Origin of the sequence: Streptomyces sp. NPDC056987 (genome assembly GCF_042673865.1) — a bacterium.
Lineage (GTDB): Bacteria > Actinomycetota > Actinomycetes > Streptomycetales > Streptomycetaceae > Streptomyces.
Genome location: NZ_JBHURV010000028.1, coordinates 19,537 through 38,093, shown reverse-complemented (window position 1 = coordinate 38,093; position 18,557 = coordinate 19,537). Strand labels below are relative to the sequence as shown.

General features: G+C 71.3%; 16 protein-coding genes and 1 pseudogene. 5 read left to right on the top strand and 12 right to left on the bottom strand.

The window, feature by feature from the left end; translation table 11 throughout:
* The first annotated feature begins 57 nt into the window (after positions 1–57).
* On the top strand, positions 58–924 hold the full coding sequence (locus ACFTZC_RS28290) for a maleylpyruvate isomerase N-terminal domain-containing protein (RefSeq protein WP_382894423.1): 867 nt from the start codon (positions 58–60) through the stop codon (positions 922–924).
* Between the two features lie 54 nt (positions 925–978).
* Here the strand turns inward: ACFTZC_RS28290 and ACFTZC_RS28285 are convergent, their stop codons facing one another.
* Complete coding sequence (locus ACFTZC_RS28285; protein ID WP_382894554.1) at positions 979–1,353, bottom strand: PaaI family thioesterase; 375 nt, start codon at positions 1,351–1,353, stop codon at positions 979–981.
* A gap of 200 nt (positions 1,354–1,553) precedes the next feature.
* Here ACFTZC_RS28285 and ACFTZC_RS28280 point away from each other — a divergent pair, with 200 nt between their 5' ends.
* The 4 genes and pseudogenes from ACFTZC_RS28280 to ACFTZC_RS28265 form a co-directional block, all read left to right on the top strand.
* The gene (locus tag ACFTZC_RS28280) at positions 1,554–2,549 is read left to right on the top strand and encodes an LLM class flavin-dependent oxidoreductase (RefSeq protein WP_382894421.1); all 996 of its coding nucleotides are present in this window, start codon (positions 1,554–1,556) and stop codon (positions 2,547–2,549) included.
* On the top strand, positions 2,546–3,319 hold the full coding sequence (locus tag ACFTZC_RS28275) for a thioesterase II family protein (protein WP_382894419.1): 774 nt from the start codon (positions 2,546–2,548) through the stop codon (positions 3,317–3,319). Before ACFTZC_RS28280 ends, ACFTZC_RS28275 begins: the two co-directional genes overlap by 4 nt.
* Positions 3,320–4,052: 733 nt before the next feature.
* Positions 4,053–4,880: a BTAD domain-containing putative transcriptional regulator gene (locus ACFTZC_RS28270; RefSeq protein ID WP_382894417.1), complete on the top strand. Its 828-nt coding sequence runs from the start codon at positions 4,053–4,055 to the stop codon at positions 4,878–4,880.
* Positions 4,881–5,155: 275 nt separating this feature from the next.
* A pseudogene (locus ACFTZC_RS28265) lies at positions 5,156–6,211 on the top strand (transposase); the annotation flags it as partial.
* 96 nt (positions 6,212–6,307) lie between these two features.
* Here ACFTZC_RS28265 and ACFTZC_RS28260 read toward each other — a convergent pair.
* From ACFTZC_RS28260 to ACFTZC_RS28210, 11 genes are all read right to left on the bottom strand, one after another.
* On the bottom strand, positions 6,308–7,531 hold the full coding sequence (locus ACFTZC_RS28260; RefSeq protein ID WP_382894415.1) for a beta-ketoacyl-[acyl-carrier-protein] synthase family protein: 1,224 nt from the start codon (positions 7,529–7,531) through the stop codon (positions 6,308–6,310).
* Entirely contained in the window at positions 7,528–7,758 is a 231-nt protein-coding gene (locus ACFTZC_RS28255; RefSeq protein WP_382894413.1) for an acyl carrier protein, read from the bottom strand. Before ACFTZC_RS28255 ends, ACFTZC_RS28260 begins: the two co-directional genes overlap by 4 nt.
* Positions 7,759–7,861: 103 nt before the next feature.
* Positions 7,862–8,884 carry a beta-ketoacyl-ACP synthase III gene (locus tag ACFTZC_RS28250; protein ID WP_382894411.1) on the bottom strand — a complete coding sequence of 341 codons (1,023 nt, stop codon included), beginning with the start codon at positions 8,882–8,884 and terminating at the stop codon, positions 7,862–7,864.
* Positions 8,881–9,912 carry a VlmB-like protein gene (locus ACFTZC_RS28245; protein ID WP_382894409.1) on the bottom strand — a complete coding sequence of 344 codons (1,032 nt, stop codon included), beginning with the start codon at positions 9,910–9,912 and terminating at the stop codon, positions 8,881–8,883. The genes ACFTZC_RS28250 and ACFTZC_RS28245 overlap by 4 nt, the downstream gene beginning before the upstream one ends.
* Before the next feature lie 57 nt (positions 9,913–9,969).
* Positions 9,970–10,494 carry a hypothetical protein gene (locus ACFTZC_RS28240; protein ID WP_382894407.1) on the bottom strand — a complete coding sequence of 175 codons (525 nt, stop codon included), beginning with the start codon at positions 10,492–10,494 and terminating at the stop codon, positions 9,970–9,972.
* A 114-nt stretch (positions 10,495–10,608) separates the two neighbouring features.
* A complete protein-coding gene (locus ACFTZC_RS28235; RefSeq protein WP_382894406.1) occupies positions 10,609–11,103 on the bottom strand; it encodes a type II toxin-antitoxin system RatA family toxin in 495 nt (164 codons plus the stop codon).
* 6 nt (positions 11,104–11,109) lie between these two features.
* The gene (locus tag ACFTZC_RS28230; protein ID WP_382894404.1) at positions 11,110–12,396 is read right to left on the bottom strand and encodes an aspartate aminotransferase family protein; all 1,287 of its coding nucleotides are present in this window, start codon (positions 12,394–12,396) and stop codon (positions 11,110–11,112) included.
* Positions 12,397–12,424: 28 nt separating this feature from the next.
* Positions 12,425–13,561 (bottom strand): acyl-CoA dehydrogenase family protein, encoded by a 1,137-nt coding sequence (locus tag ACFTZC_RS28225; protein ID WP_382894402.1) that lies wholly within the window; start codon positions 13,559–13,561, stop codon positions 12,425–12,427.
* Between the two features lie 28 nt (positions 13,562–13,589).
* Positions 13,590–15,188, bottom strand: a complete 1,599-nt coding sequence (locus ACFTZC_RS28220; protein ID WP_382894400.1) for an aldehyde dehydrogenase family protein — start codon at positions 15,186–15,188, stop codon at positions 13,590–13,592.
* Positions 15,189–15,522: 334 nt separating this feature from the next.
* Positions 15,523–17,016: an MFS transporter gene (locus ACFTZC_RS28215; RefSeq protein ID WP_382894399.1), complete on the bottom strand. Its 1,494-nt coding sequence runs from the start codon at positions 17,014–17,016 to the stop codon at positions 15,523–15,525.
* Between the two features lie 268 nt (positions 17,017–17,284).
* Positions 17,285–18,403 (bottom strand): fatty acid desaturase family protein, encoded by a 1,119-nt coding sequence (locus ACFTZC_RS28210; protein ID WP_382894397.1) that lies wholly within the window; start codon positions 18,401–18,403, stop codon positions 17,285–17,287.
* Positions 18,404–18,557: the final 154 nt, after the last annotated feature.

The window sequence follows — 18,557 nt, the reverse complement described above, 5'->3', positions numbered from 1 at the left end:
CGCCCGGCCGACACACCGCATGACACCCCGTCAGCCCCCTGCACCCGAGGACAGCCCGTGTACTGGATCGATCACCACCGACTGTGCGACGAGATCCGTCGGCAGAGCGAGTACCTGACCACCGCGCTGGCCCGCGTCCGCTCCGGGACCCCGGTCCTCGATTGCCCCGGCTGGTCCGCCGCCGACCTCGCCGTGCACCTGCACGCGGGCTTCACCTGGGCGGCGGGTCTGCTCGACAGCGGGTCGGTCGACTTCCGACCCCCGCACGTCTTCCTGCGGGACATCCCCGACGACGAGATGGACCTCGACGCCCCCTGGCCCGCGTACGTCGACGTCCTGACCCGCGCCCACACCAAGAGCCCGGTTGGCGTCCGGATCGCCGAGCGGAACATGGAACCCCTCGACCGGGCGGCGGCCGTGCTGCTCGACGCGCTGGAGTCCGGCGGCCCGGACCGTCCGGTCTGGACGTGCCTGGGCGAGCAGCGCTCCCGGTTCTGGGGCGCCTGGGGCGCGATGGAGGCGAGCATCCACCGCCTGGACGCCGAGGCGATGCTCGGCGTCACCCCCACGCTCGACCGGGACGTGTCCGAACAACTGGTCGGCTTTTTCCTCGCCATCGTCACCGAGCCTGCCTCCGTGGCCTTCTTCGACCCGCAGATCACCCGGCTGCGGACCTCGGGCGAACGCATCCTCGTGCGCGCGCTCGACTCCGGCGGCGGACCTGGGGAGTGGCTGCTGCACCTGCGGCCTGCGGGCCCGGTCCTGCTCGAACCAGGCTCCGCGCGCCCCGACGTGACCGTCGAGGCCCCGGGCGAAATCCTGCTGCCCCTGCTCAAACGACGAGTCGCGCCCACTGCCCCCGGCATCCGGGTGACGGGCGACGGTGACGTGCTCCTCGACTACCTGACCCACGTCTTCAGCTGACGAACGGCCCACGGGGCTCCCCGCCGCCGGCGCGGCGGGGAGCCCCGTCCCCGCTCACCCCCGGTCGCCGCCGTGCACGGCCTGCGACTGGATGGTCAGACCGACCTGACGGCCGTCGCCGTCGGCCAGCTCGGTCTGGACGACGATGATCGACCTGCCCACGTGCAACGGCCGCGCCACCGCGTGCAGGGTGCCCGAGCGCACCGCGCGGAAGAAGTTGGTCTTCGACTCCACCGTGGACGTTGTCGCGCCCGTCGGCAGGTTCAGGAACGCGCACACCGCCCCCACGCTGTCCGCCAGGGTCATCAGCGCGCCACCGTGCAGCACCCCCATGGCCGTGCACAGATCGGGCGCCCACGGCAGGCTGCCCCGGACCAGCGAGGTGTCCGCCTCCGCAAGCCGGACTCCGGTGATCCTTGCGAACGGCATCAGATCGAGCAGGTCGTCCAGAGGCGCGGCGGGCTGGGTCACTGCGGGCTCCTCGCGGTCGTACGGATGGCTCCACGGACGGAAGGAGAGCTGACTCTAGTGCACCTGGGCGGTCTTGGACGGACCGTCAGCAGCCTGTCAGCCGCTGTTGGTTGGATCGGCACGACCGTTCCCTTGATCAGAGAAGGAAGAGGTGCTCGATGAGCGTCGTCCGCCGGCCGGTCCGTACCGGGGTCCTGCTGCCCACCCGAGAGCAGGCGATCCTGGGTGACTACAGTGCCTCGCCGCTCCTGGACTTCGCTCGACGAGCCGAGGATCTCGGGTTCGACTCGCTGTGGACGGGAGACTCGCTCACCGCCCGCCCCCGGCTCGACCCCCTGGTGGTGCTCTCCGCCGTGGGCGCCGCCACCCGCGCCATCACCCTGGGCACCGCCGCCCTGACCCCTGCCCTGCGGCACCCGCTGATCGGCGCCAACATGGTCAGCAGCCTCGACCACATCACCGGCGCCCGGCTGGTGCTCGGTGTCGGCTCGGGCTTCCCGGTCCCGGAGACCGAGGACGAGTTCGCCGCGGTCGGCGCCTCGTTCGCCGGCCGGGCAGGACGGCTCGACGAGATCACCGCGCTGTGGCGCACCTGCTGGGCGAGCGACCGCCCCGGCGCCCCCGAGGCGTTCGACGGCCGCTACTGGCAGGCGTCCGGACTCGACCGGCTGGTCAGCCCGCCCCGCCCCGACGGACCGCCCCTGTGGCTCGCGGGCAGCGACACTCCGCGGGTGCTGGACCGGGTCGCCCGGCTCTACGACGGCTGGATGCCCTTCCTGCCCTCGTCCGAGGCGTACGGCACGGCCTGGCGGCGGATCGAGGAGCTGCGTCGGGAGGCCGGCCGTCCCGACGGTGCCGTCACCCCCGGCCTGTACGCGACGATCAGCGTGGACCGCGACGAGCGGCGGGCCCGTGCCGGTCTCGAGGACTACATCGAGCACTACTACGGCCGCACGCTGGAGCAGATGTCCGCCATCCAGGCCTACGCCTGGGGATCGAGCGAGAGCTGTGCCGAGTGGCTCGCCGAGTACGTGCGCGAGGGCGCGCGGCACATCGTGATCAGGATCGGGTCCCTGCGCCCGGAGGCCCAGCTTCGGGAGATAGCCGAGGTGCTGCTGCCCGCTGTCCGGCAGGCCGTGCCGGAGAGCGCGTGAGCGCCGGCCGGGGGACGCCCCCGGCGCGGTGGTTCACCGCCTCGGAGGCCGGTCCCGACGCCCCGTACACCGTCTTCGTCTTCCCGCACGCCGGTGGCTCCGCGGCCCAGTACCGATCCTGGTCGGCGACCCTGCCACCGGACTTCGACACTCGCTTCGTCCAGCTCCCGGGGCGTCAGGAACGGCTGCGCGAAGAGCCCCTTGACGATCTGGACGCCCTCGTCGAGGTGCTTCGGGAACCCTTCGAGGGAGAACTCGACGACCGCCCGTACCTGGTCTTCGGCCACAGCTTCGGCGCGCTGCTCGGCTACCGGCTGGCGGTCGCCGTGGCGGCCGACGGCGGGCCCGCCCCGGCCCTCCTCGGGGTGTCCGGCTGGGCACCCGGGCCCGCGGCGGGCCCGCCGCGCGAGAGCGTGGCGGCCCTGTCGGACGAGGAACTGCTCGACCGGGTAGCGGAGTTGGGAATGATGCCGCGCGGGGTCTCCCTGGACCCGGCCACGCTGGCCACCTTGCTGCCCGCTCTGCGCGGGGACCTCCTCGCGGCGGGCGGCTTCCGGGACGACGGGGCGCCCGCGCCCTGCGCGGTCGCCGCCTACGGCGGAGCAGACGATCCGCTGCTCCCGGCCTCCGGGATGGACGCCTGGGAGCGGCGGGGCACGCCCTTCCTGGGCGCCACCACCTACCCCGGCGGGCACTTCTACCTCTTCGACCACGCGGCCGCCGTCCAGCATAGCCTCGGCCGCCATCTGCGGCGCCTGGTCGCGATCTAGGCGGGTACGCCCCCGGTGTGGGGCCGCTCCAGCATCGGAGCGGGCCCTCGTCGGAAGCGAGGACCGCAGGCGCACCGATCTGGTCGGGATGTCGAACAAGGTTCGAGTTCGACGGGTCGTCCGGGCGCGTCCTTCCGCACGAGGTCCGCGGTCGGTTCCGGGGGTGCCGTCCGGTGACGAGGGGCCCGGGTAATGGCAGCGATTACTCGAAACGGGCACCGAAAGGAGGGCGTAGCCGTAGCGGGACCGCATTTTCGGGCAGGGCGGAATACGGATTGCTTCTCACGAAAGGGCCCGCGCGGGCGGACAGGACACGGCGGCGGGCCCATCGTAAAGCGCTCCTCCGGGTGAATAGGGGACCCGTGAGCCTGTAAACCTCCGGCCGTCAATTACCTAAGAGGTAATTGACGGAGTGTTTCTTGTCCGCCGGGTGGATGGGTGGGCGAATCGGCCAATCGCCGCCACCGGGTACTCGGTCAACTCGGCCTGTTCGAACGGCGTATTGTCCCGATGTCGACAGGAATACTTCTTGGGCTGATCACTACGGGTATCGGATCGAGTCCGGAAATGTGTTGTCCGGTTACTGCTGCTGCCGGTCTTCTTCCTCTTGTGGAAACCGAGGTCTGCGGAGTCAATGGATCACATATCCGCGTGGCGCGATCGGAGGAAAGAAGAAATGTACAATTTTTTCCGTCCGGATAAGTTAAATAAAAGCGCAGAGGGAGTGTCCGCGGTGCAAGCGGAACGGCCCGGTGCGCGGGGTGCCGGCCTGTTCTTCCAGGTCCTGGGCCCGCTGGAGATACACGCGGGGGACCGGACGCACACGATGACCGGCAGCCTGCAGCGCACCCTGCTGACTGCCCTGTTGATCAGTCCCGGCCAACCGCTCTCCGCCGAGCAGCTCTACGGCGAGCTGTGGGGCGAGAACCCGCCCGCCACTTTCGAGAACTCGCTCCAGGCGCACGTCTACCGGTTACGCCGGACCCTGCAGGAACTGGCGGGCCCCGCCCGCACCGCGCCGGAACTGCTGACCCGTTCCTCGGGCTACGCGCTCGATATGCGGGCCGGCGCGGTCGATGTCGAGACCTTCCGCGATCTCTCCTCCCGGGCCAGGGAATGCATGCGCAGAGACCCCGAACGCGCCTACGGGCTGTTCGGCGGGGCCCTCTCGCTGTGGCGCGGCGACCCGCTGCAGGGGGTCGCCCAGGGGCCCATGTGCCAGAGCGTCGCCCTGGCGCTGTCCGAGGAGTACCTGGCCGTCGTCGAGGACACTCTCTGGCTGGGCATGCAGCTCGCCGATCCGGTCCACACCATCAGCGAGCTGAAACGGATGAGCGCCATCCACCCCTGGCGGGAGCGGCTCACCGAAATGCTGATGCTGGCCCTGTACCGGGCGGGCAGGCAGGCGGAGGCGTTGGAGGCGTACAACGGGGCCCGGCTGCGGCTGGTGAACGAACTCGGCCTGGAACCCTCGGCCAAGCTGCGCAGGCTCCTGCAGGACATCCTCAACCAGGACCCGGCCCTCGACCCCCGCGCCCTCGTGCCGGGGGCCGCGCTGTGACCCCCGGCCCACCGCGCGCCCGCGCCGGTCGGCCGGCGGGGGCGGCCGACCCGCTCCGCCGTACCGACGACTCCCGGAGCGCCACTGAGCCGCCGATGTGACGGCACCCCGCGACTGCGGGGAACCGCCGCGCCTGCGGCCCGGTGGGGCGACGAGAGCGGCCCCGGCTCCGGGGAACCGACGCTGTGGGTTCATCCGGGGGCTTGCGTGACGTCGGCCTTCAAGACCTGGTTGTGGTCCTGAAGGCCGACGTTGTCGTTCGGGGTGGGGTGCGGATGCCGATGCAGCCGATGGAATCCGGAGAGATTCCGGCAGAGACGGTGCGGGTCGCCAGGGCCGCTTTTCCGAAGGCGAGCCTGGCGATCCGGATTCGGGACGAGCTGCGGCCGTTGTTCACCGACGCGGCGTTTGTGGACCTGTTCCCGGTGCGGGGCAAACCGGCATGGCCGCCGGGCCGGCTTGCGCTGGTACTGGTGTTGCAGTTCGTGGAGGGGCTGACCGGCCGGCAGGCTGCGGAGGCGGTCCGGGCCCGGACCGACGTCAAGTACGCCCTCGGGCTGGAGCTGACTGATCCGGGGTTCGATTTCTCGGTGCTCCCGGAATTCCGGGACCGGCTGGTTCAGGCGGATGCCGGGCTGCGGGTGCTGGACGTAATCCTGGCCGCGGCCCCGGAACAAGGGCCTGCTCACCGGCGGCGGCAAGGCCCGGACCGACTCCGCACACGTGCTGTCATCGGCGCGGGAGCTGTGCTGGCTGGAGTTGGTCGCTGAGACGTTACGCGCCGCGCTGAACGCGCTCGCCGTCGCCGCTCCCGACTGGGTGGTCCAGGTCGCCGAACCGGACTGGTTCAGGCACTGCACCACCCGCGCCGAAGACTCCCGGTTTCCCCAGGCCCGCACCGAGCGGACCTAGGTCGGCCAGCGGATCGGAACGGACGGGACGCGGCTGCTCGAAGCTGTGTTCTCGCCCGGCGCCCCTTCCGGGCTGCGGGCGATGCCGCAGGTGGAGGTCCTGCGACAGGTGTGGGTGCAGCACTTCCACCTCGTTGACGGCGAGGTGCAGCGGCGCGCCCCAAAAGACCGGCCGCCAGGAGTGAAGCACCTGGTCAGCCCCTACGACACCGAGGCTCGCACCGGAGCGAAGCGTGACATCTACTGGGACCTATACAAGGTCCACCTCACCGGGACCTGCGGTTCCGGAACCCCGAATCTGATCACTCATGTCGCCACCACCGACGCCGCGGTCAGCGACTTCGATATGGTCACGGCCGTCCACACCGTCTCGCACGCCGACAGATGCTTCCCGGCGAGCACCTGGTCGACACCGGCTATGTGCGGGAGCCCGCGCGGCCCGGTCCGGGTGGGGAGGCACCGGGCCGGGCCGCGCGGAGGGAACGGAACCGGAGAGGGACGGCGGCTGCCGGGCCGTCAGGCCCTGGCCAGGGCCAGAACGGCGTTCTGCCCCCCGAACCCGAAGGAATTGCTCAGGGCCAGCCCGTCCGGGCACGCCGTCGGGGCGGTCGCCACCGCGATGTCCAGCTCCGGATCGAGCGTCGACAGACCCGCGGTGGGCGGCACCACCCCCGTCTCCAGGGCGAGCACCGTCAGCGCGGCCTCGGCGGCACCGGCGGCACCCAGCATGTGTCCCGTGACCCCCTTGGTCGAGGTCACGACCGGACCGTGCGGGAGGAGTCGGCCGAGCATCCGCCCCTCGGCGAGGTCGTTGAGCGGGGTGGAGGTGCCGTGCGCGTTCACGTGCCCGACGTCCCCCGCGCCCGCTCCGGCGTCGGCGAGCGCCGCCCGTACCGCCGCCTCGCAGCCCCTGCCCGCAGGGTGCGGGCTCGTCATGTGATGGGCGTCCGCGCTGGCCCCGTACCCGACGACCCGGGCGCGGATCCGGGCGGACCTGGCCCGCGCGTCCGAGGTCCGCTCCAGCACCAGCACCGAGGCACCCTCCGCCGCGACGAAGCCGTCCCGCCCCATGTCGAACGGGCGGGAGGCGGTGCCCGGATCGTCCTCGCGGCCCGACAGCGCGCCCATGCGGGCGAAGCCCGCCATCACCAGCGGCGTGATCATCGCTTCGGCGCCCCCGGCGAGCACCACGTCGCACCGGTTCAGCAGCAGCAGATCCCGCGCCACCCCGATGGCCGTCGCACCCGACGCGCACGCCGTCGCCACCACCAGGTTGGGCCCGGTGGCGCCGAACTCGATGGCGGTCTGACCCGCCATCATGTTGGGCAGCTGCATCGGCAGCAGCAACGGGGAGACCCGGTGCGCCCCCTCGTCGAGGAGTGTGCGGTGCTGGGTCTCGACGGTGCCGGGGCCGCCGTCGGCGCACCCGAGCACCACACCGACCCGCGCCCCGTCCCAGCCGGCCGGGTCGAGCCCGGAGTCCGCGACCGCCTCGCGGGCCGCCACCAGAGCGAACCGTGCGAAGGGGTCAAGGCGCAGCGCCCGGCGCGCGCCTAGCAGCGCGTCGGCGTCGAAACCGGGCACCCGGCACGACAACTGGACCGGGTTGCCCTTCAGTTCGGGATCCAGGGCCGCGGTGGGCCGGCCGTCGAGGACACCGGCCCAGGTCTCGGCGGTGTCGCACCCGGCCGGTGTCACCAGGCCCAGGCCGGTGACCGCGACGTCGGCACCGGAGGTCATGCCGAGGCGCTCCGCTCCATCATCAGGTTCGCCATGTCGCGCATCGTCGCCGCCTTCAGCAACTCGTCGTCGCTGATCCGCAGGCCCAGTTCCTTCTCCAGCAGCAGCGACAGCTCCACCACGGCGAGCGAGTCGAGTTCGACGTCCTCCCGCGTCGCCTCCGGGGTGACCTGGTCGGGAGCGACCTTGAGCTTGCTGATCAGCATTTCCTTGAGGGTCTCGAACACGGTGTCATCCTTCGTTGTCGGGCCGGCCCGGCGCGCGGACCGGCACGGGGCCCGCCGCCCGGTGCGGCGGGAGGGGTGCGACGCGGGTGCGCCGCCGGGTCCGTCAGTCGTCGAACGTCTTGAGTTCGGGCCACAGCAGGGCGGTCGCCCCCCAGGAGAGACCTCCGCCGAAGGCGGTGAGCAGCGTCCGGTGACCGGCCTTCAGCGTTCCGCGCGCGGTCGCCTCCGCCAGCAGGACCGCCAGCGACGCCGCCCCCGTGTTGCCCGTCCACTCGATGTTGGACAATCGCCGCTCCGCCGGGATGCCCAACTCCTCGGCGACGGCGGTGAGGATGCGGGCGTTCGCCTGGTGGGCGGCGAACCGGTCGGCGGCGAGCGGCCCGTCCCAGCCGGCCGCCGCGAGAGCCGCCCGTGACGACTGGGTCATCCGGCCCACCGCGTGCCGGAATGTCTCGCGGCCCCGCATCCGGAAGAACTCCTCACCCGGCTCGGGGGCGATCCGCGAGGAGCGTTGCCGTGATCCGCCCGCGGGCACCTCGATCAGCCCGCCGAGCGACCCGTCGCTGCCCAGCACGACCCGCCCGACAGCGCCCGGTTCGTCCGGCCGCCCGGCCCGCAGCAGTACGGCGCCCGCCCCGTCAGCGAAGATCACCGCGGTGCCCCGGTCCTCGGGGTCGATGATCGTGGTGAAGGCGTCCGCCGCGATCAGCAGGACGCTGCCCACCGTGCCCGAGGCGATCAGCCCCGCCGAGGTGGCGAGCCCGTACAGGAAGCCGCTGCACACCGAGGAGACGTCGAACGCGGCGACTCCGCGCAGTCCGAGCCGGTCGGCGACCAGCGGAGCCGTGGCGGGGCAGGGCTGGTCCGGCGTGGTCGTCGCGAGCACCACGGCCTCGGCGCCGCCGCCCGCCGAGGCCAGGGCCCGCCGGCCCGCCTCCACCGCCAGGTCCGACGTGGCCGTGCCCGGCGCGACCACATGCCGGGAGGCGATCCCGGTCCGCGACCTGATCCACGCGTCGGAGGTGTCGAGCCGCGCCGACAGGTCGTCGTTGGTGACCACGTCCGGCGGGAGGTACCGGCCGATGCCCGCGATCACGGCCGCGGGCGCCGGAGCGGGCCCGCTCATACGGTGCCGCCGCCCGTCAGCGCTTCCACCGGCAGTCCCATGTAGTCCATCCGGACCTCGGCCATCTCCTCCGTCCACCGGTCAGCCATGTTGTAGCGCTGCTCCGGTGTGGTGTCCAGCATCTTCACCCCGGGCCAGATCTCGTAGTCGCCGATCAGGTCCGCGTGGGCGGCCATGCCCTGCTGGAACAGTTCCTCGCGGTGGATGACGTACTCCCGGTCCGGGACTTCGTCCCAGAGCTTCGCCCCGGCCTGGATGATCTCCAGGATGTGGTCCCGGGCCCCGGGGTCGCGCGCCAGGTGGTCGCGGAGGATGGTGCTGGCGACGGTCAGATGCCGGATCTCGTCGATGGCCGTGCCCCGGGAGATCTCGCCGGTCGCCGGGGACAGCGGCGTCCACTTGCGCTCGCTCAGCTCGGCGGCGGGGGCGAGCACGCCCTCGATGACGATGGCGAAGACGGCGACGCCGCCCATGAAGTCCTGCTTGTCGCGCACCACGTCCAGCGTGAAGTCCTCGACGGGCTGCAGGACGTCGCGGCGGTAGTCGGCCGAGAGCGCCTCGATGTCCTGGAGCAACGAGGCGGCCGGCATGCCCAGTTCGACCAGGTGGTTGCGGAACACCCGGGCGTGCCGGGCCTCGTCGATGAGCTGGGTCGCGTAGAACTCCATCTCGGGCACTCCGGGAGCGATCGCCACGTAGTGGCCGAGCAGCCGGGTGGCGATCTCCTCCGACAGGCCCCGGAAGCCGAACTCCAGGATCAGCGCCTCGCGCAGCGGACCCGGCTCGGTCAGGAAACGGGGCACCGTCGCGTCCGCGTGGTGGCCGGTCTCGCCCCGGTCGCGCAGGGTGCCCTGCGCGACGGAGGTGATCCAGTAGGCGAGGTCGCAGTCGGCGGGGCCCAGGGTGAGGCTCTTGGCGCCGTCGAGGAGACCGGGGGCGTCGTCCCAGTCGGCCTCACGGACGACCGGCCGGGGCGCGGCGGCGGGGACGCCTGCGGCGTCCGGTGTACGGTCGGTTCCGGTGGTCACAGCAGTGACCTCTCCTTCGGTCGGTCGTGGATGCGGTGTACGCGGTGCCGGGTACGGTCAGCGGGCCGGCCGCGTCGGGATCTGCGCCGGCACATGACCCACCGGGATCGGATCGGTCGCGTGTCCGACCGGCTTGGGGTGCGCGAGGCCCAGGTCGTCGAGCAGCCGCAGATAGCCCGGCTGCCGCACGGGCTCGAAGGGCAGCGCGTAGGACTTCATGAAGTTGCCGAACAGGCCCCGGTCGCCGCAGAGATGGAACGGGATGACCAGCAGCGCCCACTCGGGGCCGATCAGCCAGCACCACAGACCGACGACCGCGCCCTGGGTGATCAGACTGTGCATGACGTTGTAGAGCGTGTAGTACGTCTTCGAGATCGGCCGGCCGCCGCTGCGCCGGAACGCCAGCGCGCCCGGGAGATAGCCGATGACGTCGATGTACAGGAAGAGGGCCACCGCCGGCAACCAGCGGATCTCGTCGTAGTGGACGACCATCAGGACGGTCGACACCGCGAGGCCCACCAGGTACTCGGCGCGGTGCAGGGTGAACGTGCGTGGTGTCTCGAAGGGATTGGCCTGGTCCATGGCTGACTCCTCTGTGGGCCGGTCCGGGGGAGGGGGACGGGAGGGGGACGGGACGTGCAGTGGGGCGCGGAGCAGGGACGGAGCCGTTCACCCTGCCCGCGCCCGTGAGGCCGCCTACGCGGGCGCGGCGGCGCCGGGCCGTGCGCTCTCGGGCCCCGCGACGTCGCCGAGGATCTCGGTGCCCGGGTGCATCCCGGCCACCGCCCACGCGATGGTCTCCATCACGACGCGCTCGGCGATCGGGTCGAGGATGCCTTCGAGGCTGGGGATGCCGAAGTCGAAGTCCGCCTCGAAGCGCACCGTCACGTCGTCACCCCGCTGGGCGAGAGACCAGGTGCCGCGGAAGGTGTCGAAGTCGCCCTCGGTCTGCTCGAACCGGATCTCCAGCGCGTCGACGAGGAACTCGTCCCGCTCGGTCCAGCGCAGCAGGCCGCTGCGGAAGTGCAGTTCCCAGCTCGACGCGCAGTCGGGCTTGGGGTACGTGGCGTGCACGGTAGTCGACTGGACGTGCGGGGCCAGCTCGGGGTAGCGCTCCCAGCGCCTCACCGCGTGCAGGACGTCCTCGGCCTTCGCGCCGGGGACCAGGGCCTCCAGGAGTACGTGTCGCATGGTGGATCACCGCCCTTCGGGCATGGTCGTCGAATTGCGGATCAGGTCGCGGGTCGCCCGGTCGAAACCGTCGAGCAGGTGACGGACGTCCGCGTCGTCGAGGACGGCGGGCGGGGTGAAGCGCACCACGGAGCTGCCGTTCATCGAATGGTTGGCCACCACCCCGTGGTTGAAGAGTTCGATCAGCAGCTCGCCCGCGAGTCCCGCCTCGGTCAGCTCGACCCCGATGAGCAGGCCCTTGCCGCGCACCTCGACGAGGAGGTCGCCCAGGTTGCGGTGCGCGATCTCGGTGATGGCGGGCAGCAGCCGGGCGCCCAGCTCCATCGCCCGGGTGACCAACTGCTCCTCCCCGACCGCCCGGACCGCGCCCTGAACCGCGGCCATCAGCAGCGGCTGGCCCGCGAACGTGCCGGTGTGGATGTACGGGTCCAGGTCGAAGGGACGGAATGCCTGCCGGGTGGCGATCACGGCGGAGACCGGCACCACCCCGCCGCCCAGCGCCTTCCCTGCCAGCAGCACGTCCGGCAGTACGCCCTCGATGTCGGCGCCCCACCACTCGCCCAGCCGCCCGAAGCCCGACTGGACCTCGTCGAGGATCAGGAAGCCGTCGTACTCGCGCACCAGCGCCTCGACCTGGCGCAGATAGCCCTTGGGCGGGATGATGACCCCGCCCTCGCCCTGGACGGGCTCCAGGATCACGCACACCTCGCCCGGGTGCGCGGCGAGTTCCTCCCGCAGGGCGTCGGCGTCACCGAACGGCAGATGGGTGAAGTCCGGCAGCAGAGGCCTGAACGGCTTCTGGTAGACCTCCTTGGCGGTGGCCGACAGCGCGCCCAGCGTCTTCCCGTGGTACCCGCCCCGCATGGCGACGGTACGGCGGCGGCCCGAGGCCCGCGCGAGTTTGAGGCCGGCCTCCACCGCCTCGGCGCCGGACAGCGCGAAATGTACTCGTTCGAGACCGGTCGGCACCACGGACAGCAGCGCCTCGGCGGCCCGCGCCACCGTCGGCTCCAGCAGGATGCGGGTCGCGGTCGGATGGATGCGCAGTTGGCGGGCGACCGCCTCGACGACCAGCGGATGCCGGGCGCCCATCAGGAAGACGCCGTAGCCGCCGGCGTTGAGGAAACGTTCGCCGTCGCTGGTGGTGAGCCAGGCGCCGGAGGACTCGACCTCCATGTGGCTGCCGAAGAGTTCGGCCACGGTGGCCCGGCCCTTGCTCAGATGGGCCCGGTACAGACCGAGGATCTGCTCCTCGGTGTCAGGGGCGGATGTCGCGGTGGTCAGGGTGGTCATGACGCTGCTCCAGGGAGGGGGGTGGGGGTCAGGAGAGTTCCAGCGGGCCTCCGGTGAACCACGACAGCAGCGGTTCGGCGGCGGAGGACTGACCCGGCGGGTGGAAGGCCAGCGGGCGCACGGCCATGGCCAGTCGGCTGTGGTCCGAGCCGCGGATAAAGTCGATGCCGCCGAGCAGGTCCAGGGCCCGGTCCGCGGCTCGGGCGAGGGCGCGCTGCGCGGCGTACCGTGCGACGAGCACCTCGGCGACCGCCGCCTCGCCGGCCAGTCCGTCCCTGACCGCCCGTGCCGCGCCCTCCAACTGCGCGAACGCGGCCTCGCTGCCGATGGCCAGGTCCGCGCGGTCGCCCTCGCTGCCGCGCCCGCGCTCCAGCACGGTGGCGACCAGCCCGGCGGCGGCCCCCGCGTACCCGGCCGAGATCAGCAGGGTGAAGCAGACGAAGCCGGCGGTCTGGAGGTCGTCGAGCCGGTGCGGGTCGTCGGAGGAGGTGCGGATGACCAGGTCGGCCGAGACCGGGGTGTTCTCCAGCCGCACCTCGTCGCTCTCCGCGGCGGCCAGGACATCGTTGCCCCAGAACGGGCTGACGGAGATCCCCGGAGCGTCGGCGGGCACCAGGGCCAGGGCGAGTTCGGGCCCGTTCGGACCGGGAACGGCGATGCTCACCGTCAGCAGGTCCATCGAACCGGCCAGGCTGCACGGCTTCTTGCTGCCGGTCAGCAGGTACTTGTCACCCGACGGCACGGCGGTCACGGACGGCATCAGGATGTTCTGCTGGGTCTTGCCCTCCGCCCAGCCGGACGCCATCAGCAGCCGCCGTGGCGCGATCCCGCCCAGCACCGCGATCTGACGGTCCGTCAGACGCCCTGCCGTATCGGCGAGTTCGTACAGCATGGCCGCGGTGAAGTGGTGCATGGCGGTGGCGGCGGCGAGCGACGGCGACACCGAGCCGAGCGCCCGCTGCACCCGGATCGCGTCCAGGAGGCCGGCTCCCAGACCGCCGTACGCGCGCGGCACCATCAGGCCCGCGCCCCCGTGGTCGCGGAAGAGGCCGATCACCGGGCTGCCGGTCGACTCGCGTTCTTCGTAGGGAATGCTCTCCAGTGCCTTGATCAGCCCCGGATGGTACTGCTGGCACAACTCTCGGGCGTTGTCGAGGGAACGCACGGAAGACCTCCGGTCGTGAGTGCGGGAGTCAGCTGCCGAAGACCGCGTCCCGCGGCCGGACACCCCGGGCGACACTGACGCCCTGGAGGTGCGAGGTCTTCAGCATCGGATAGTTGGCCTCGCCGAACGCGCCGCCGGTCAGACCGGTGCCGCCGTGGCTGGGCAGATACGGCAGGAAGCCGATGTGCGAGTCGTTGATCTTCAGCAGACCGCCGTTGCCGATCCGCTGGACGAACGAGGAGATGACCTCGTCCGACTCCGCCCACAGAGAGTTGCGCAGCCCGTACTCGTTGGCGTTGACGAAGTCGATCAGGCTGTCCAGGAGGTCCTCGTCCCCCGCCGGGTCGAGCACGACGATGGGCAGCAGCGGGAAGAAGGTCTCCTGCCGGACCACGTCGTGCTTGCGCGCGTCCGCCAGGCCGTCGATCCGCAGCACGGTCGGCTGGAGGAAGACGCCGGTGTCGGAAGGGGTGCCGTCGACCTCGGTGCGGCTGCCGCCGGTCACCAGCCGGGAGCCCTGCTCGTAGGACTGGCGCAGCAGTTCGAAGAACCGTTCGCTGCGGCGCACCGGGGACAGCAGGACGTCCGGGTCCTCCGGGTAGCCGGGGCGGACGGCGGCGGCGCACGCGGCCACCTCGGCGATCAGGCGCTCCGCGATCTCCGGGTGCGCCAGCACGTAGTTGGGCACCATGCAGATCTGACCGGAGCCGTAGAACGCCTCGCAGATCGCCTCGGCGGCCCGGGGGATGTCGGCGTCGCGCCAGACGACGATGCCGTCGTTGCCGGCCAGCTCCAGGATCGGCTTCTTGCCGCGGGCCACGCACTCCTGCTGGAAGCGCAGCCCCTCGGTGCTGCCGCCGATGTAGAAGATGTCGTCGATCAGCGGGTCCTTGAGCCACTGGTTCAGCGTCCGGCCCGGGTTGGCGCAGATCGCGTTCAGGACCCCGAGAGGAGCGCCGATCTCCTCCAGCAGCGGGCCCACCACGTCGCGCAGCAGCCACATGGTGCTCAGGGCGATGCTGCGCGGCGCCCGGACGATCACCGCGTTGCCGGCTATCACCGCCAGCACGGCCAGCGCGGCGCTGGGCGCCGGGGCGTTCTGCGGCGGGTGGAAGGCGACGACGCCGTCGGGCTGACGGCGGACGATCAGCCGGCGGTTCCCGTGCGCGATCTCCGTGTGCATCTGCTCCCGGTACCAACCGAGGCTCTCGTCGCTGTAGATCTGCAGCAGGCAGCTCAGTTCCCAACGGGCCAGACTGATCGGATGCCCCTCCGCCACCAGCATGTCGGTGAAGGTGTCCTGCTGACGGATCAGTTCCTCCCGGAACATCGACCCCAGCCGCATCCGCCGGTCCAGCGGAACCGCTGCCCAGCCGGGAGCGGCGGCGGCCGCGGCCTCACTGGCCATCGCGACGGCGGTGTCCCCCGCGACGGCGCAACGCCCCGCCACGTAGGGGTGGCCGCTCAGCTCCGAGTCCGGGTTGCGTTCCAGCTCGCGCTTCAGGCCGACACTGGTGAAGACATCCTCCAGAAGGGAGCGCGACTCAACCGTGTAGACCCATTCCTCGCTGTCCACGTCTTTTCCCGCTATGTAAAGCTTGTAGCTCCTTAAGGTACTTTCCGGCACGCTCTCCTCCAGGAAATGCAATTCATTCGCACGTTCTCGACATGAATTCTGACAGTGCGGCCTGACGTGATTCTGACGCCGTCCTGACTTGGTTCCGACCCTTATCCGGAACTCTTCTCGTTCTTATTTCGGTCTGCTCTAATTTACTTCACACGTGCACCGTCCGATTGGATTCGGCACGGCCGCGCCCGGAATTCGCGACGAATCACCAGGGGCGGCCCCGTCCTGGGAGAACCCTCATGTGCGCACAGGAGACCACTCTGTACAGCAGCAGCGCCCCCGAACTCCGCCATGTCCTCGTACGGTTCATCGCGGCGGCCTTCGGGGTGCCCGATCAGGACGAGCCGACCGGTCCCTCGGCCTCGACCGGACGGTCCGCGGTCCGCGGTCCGAGCAGGACCACCGTCGCCGCGAGTAGCGCCATGGCCGCGGCGATCGTCGCGAACAGCATCCCTGGGCCGCCCCGCTCCAGGACCGGGAGCAGCGCGAACGGCAGGGCGGCGGCGGTCAGTTTGGAGAGCGAGTAGGCCGTCCCCGACGCCTGGGCGCGGATCCGCGTCGGATACTGCTCGGCCAGGAACACGTGCGAGGCGCTGGAGAAGACATTGCTCACCAGCGTGTACGCGAAACCGCAGGCGATGACCGTCGACGCCGACCCGGCGAAGGCGAAGCCCAGGCCCGCCAGCGCCATACCGAGCGCCGACATCGCCACCAGGAACCGGCGCTCGACCCGGTCCATCAACGGCACCGCGAGCAGCGCCCCCACCGGATAGCCGACGAAGACGGTCGCGGTGTACCCCAGGCCCTGGACGATGTCATAGCCCTTCGCGGCCAGCACCAGGGGGGCCAGCGTGCCGAAGCCGTAGTAGCCGACCGTCGAGAGCAGGCACAGCAGCCAGCACTGCACCGTCCGGCGCCGCAGATGCGGCGAGAACAACTGCCGCAGGAACGGATCGGACGGCGGCGCGGACGCGGCGGCTCCCTTGCCCAGCGGCGTGCGGCCACCCGGCTCCGGTGCGCTGTCGCCCCGCGGCGTGCGCTCACCCGGCTCCGGAGCGCCGTGCGCCGGGTACGCCGTGTCCCGGCCCGCGGGCTCCGGCAGCGAAGTGCCGAGGCTCCGGGCCTCCGCCTCCAGACGGGCGGTCAGGGCCTCGGCCTCCGCGCGCCGGCCGACCGCCGCGAGCCACCGAGGCGACTCGAACAGGCCCCGCCGCAACGCCCACACCACCGCCGAACCGGCCGCGCCGAGCGCGAACAGCCAGCGCCAGCCCGCCACTCCGAACGGCGAGAGCGGCACCAGCCACATGGCGGTCAGGCCCACCGCGGGGACCCCGCAGAACCCGAGTGTGTACGCCCAGGCCATCAACCGGCCGCGGTGCCGGGCGGGCAGGACGTCGGCGAGATAACTGTCACTGAGGGTCTGCTCGGCGCCGATCCCGATCCCGGCGAGGAACCGGGTCGCGATCAGCCAGCCGACGGACGGCGAGAACGCCCCGGCCAACGAGAAGAACGAGTAGATCGCCAGATTGACCAGGAACGCCCGGCGGCGGCCGAGACGGTCGGCGAGACGCCCCATCAGGATGGCCCCGAAGAACTGACCGAGGAAAACGGACGCGAGGACCAGCTTCACATCGGTCGCCGTCAGGGCGAAATCCGTCCGCAGCACCTGCGAGAGCGTGCCGGACAGATTGTTCTCGTACATGTCGAACAGCAGGCCGATGCCGATCACGGTGGTGATCCGGCGGTGGGTGGGCAGGACGGGGAGGCGGTCGAGCCGCTCCGCGACCGACGGGGCCGGTCTGACCGCCCCGAGAGTGTCGTCGGACATGGTGATGCGCTGACCTTTCCTACGGGGGACCGCGGGGCGGAGGCCGCGGCGGGCGAGGCGTGGTGCGGTCGGCGCGACGCCGTCGGGAAAGGACGGCACAGCCGGACCGCGACCGATCGGCGGTGCGGCGCCCGACAGCCCGCGAACGGGCCACGAGCCGTTCGCGGGCCGGTCAGGGGCGGCCGCGGGGGGCTTCGGACATACGGTGGGGATCGCCCCGGCCGGCGCCGAAGACTCCGGTACGCCGGGCCGCCGAGAGCCCTCGGCGTCAGGCGGCGGCGCGCTCCTCGCGAGCCGGCGCGCTGACCTTGTGCAGGAAGGTCGCGACCTCGCGGTACGACGCCCAGAACCCCACCTCGTGGTACGGCATCCCGCGTTCGGCGCAGTACTCCCGGGTCAACTCCCGCGCCCTGCGCAGGCTGCGCTGCGGCATCGCCGGGAACAGGTGGTGTTCCACCTGGTAGTTGAGCCCCCCGTAGAGAAAGTCCATCAGCAGCGACGGCCGGATGTTGCGGGAGGTGAGCACCTGGCGGGCCAGCCAGTCCAACTCCTCCTCCTCGCCGTCGCGCACCGCCATGCCCTTGTGGTTCGGGGCGAAGATCAGCCCGAAGTAGACACCCAGCACGGCCTGCTGGACGAGGATGAACAGCAGGCCGAGCACCACGGGCAGCACCGTGAACACACAGGTCAGGTAGATCACGGCACGCGCCGTGATCAGCGCCACCTCCAGCCAGCGCCGGCGCACCTCGTTACTGGCCAGCGTCATCACGGCCGTGCGCTGCATGTTGTACGACTCCAGCACCAGCAGGACGAAGAACAGCACGGACTGGTACCGCACGATGAACCGGCCGCGGCGGCTGCGGCTGGAGTACTGCTTCATGTCGAAGATCGCGGTGCGCCGGCCGATGTCCGGGTCCTTCTCCAGGTGGTTGGGGTGGCTGTGGTGCCGGTTGTGGTGATTGACCCACCACCCGTAGCTCACACCGTTGACGAGGTTCGCGTGGACGTACCCCATCAGGGACGCCGTCCAGTGGGTACCGAACATCGACTTGTGTCCGGCGTCGTGCCACATGAAGGCGCTCTGTCCTCCGCACAGCCCCATCCACACCGCGACCAGCAGTTGCAGCCAACTGTCACCGAGCGCGAAGAACGCCACGAACCCGATCGCCAACAGCGCGGTGTTCAGCGCCAGTTTGCCGACGTAGTAGCCGGGGGCGGGGTTCAGCAGCCCATCAGCCTTGACCCGCCGCAGTAGCTCGGCGAAGGACGCGGAGGCGCCCACCGAACCGGCCTGGGAAGCACGGACCGCGTCGGGCACGGCAGCCAGAGGCTTGGTCGCGCCCGCCCCCGGACGCTTGACCAAGGCATCGTCGTGAGGTGATTGCATACCTCTTTCTCCTCGCAAGAGACGGTCCGTCAGGAAAGACGGGACGGGGTTTCATCGTCGGGCGGGGGACTGATAGAACACTGACCGGCCCCTGACCGGTTCCCGCCGCGACGGGCCCGATCCCGTCAGCCTTTCGTCAGGGGACCGTCAGAGC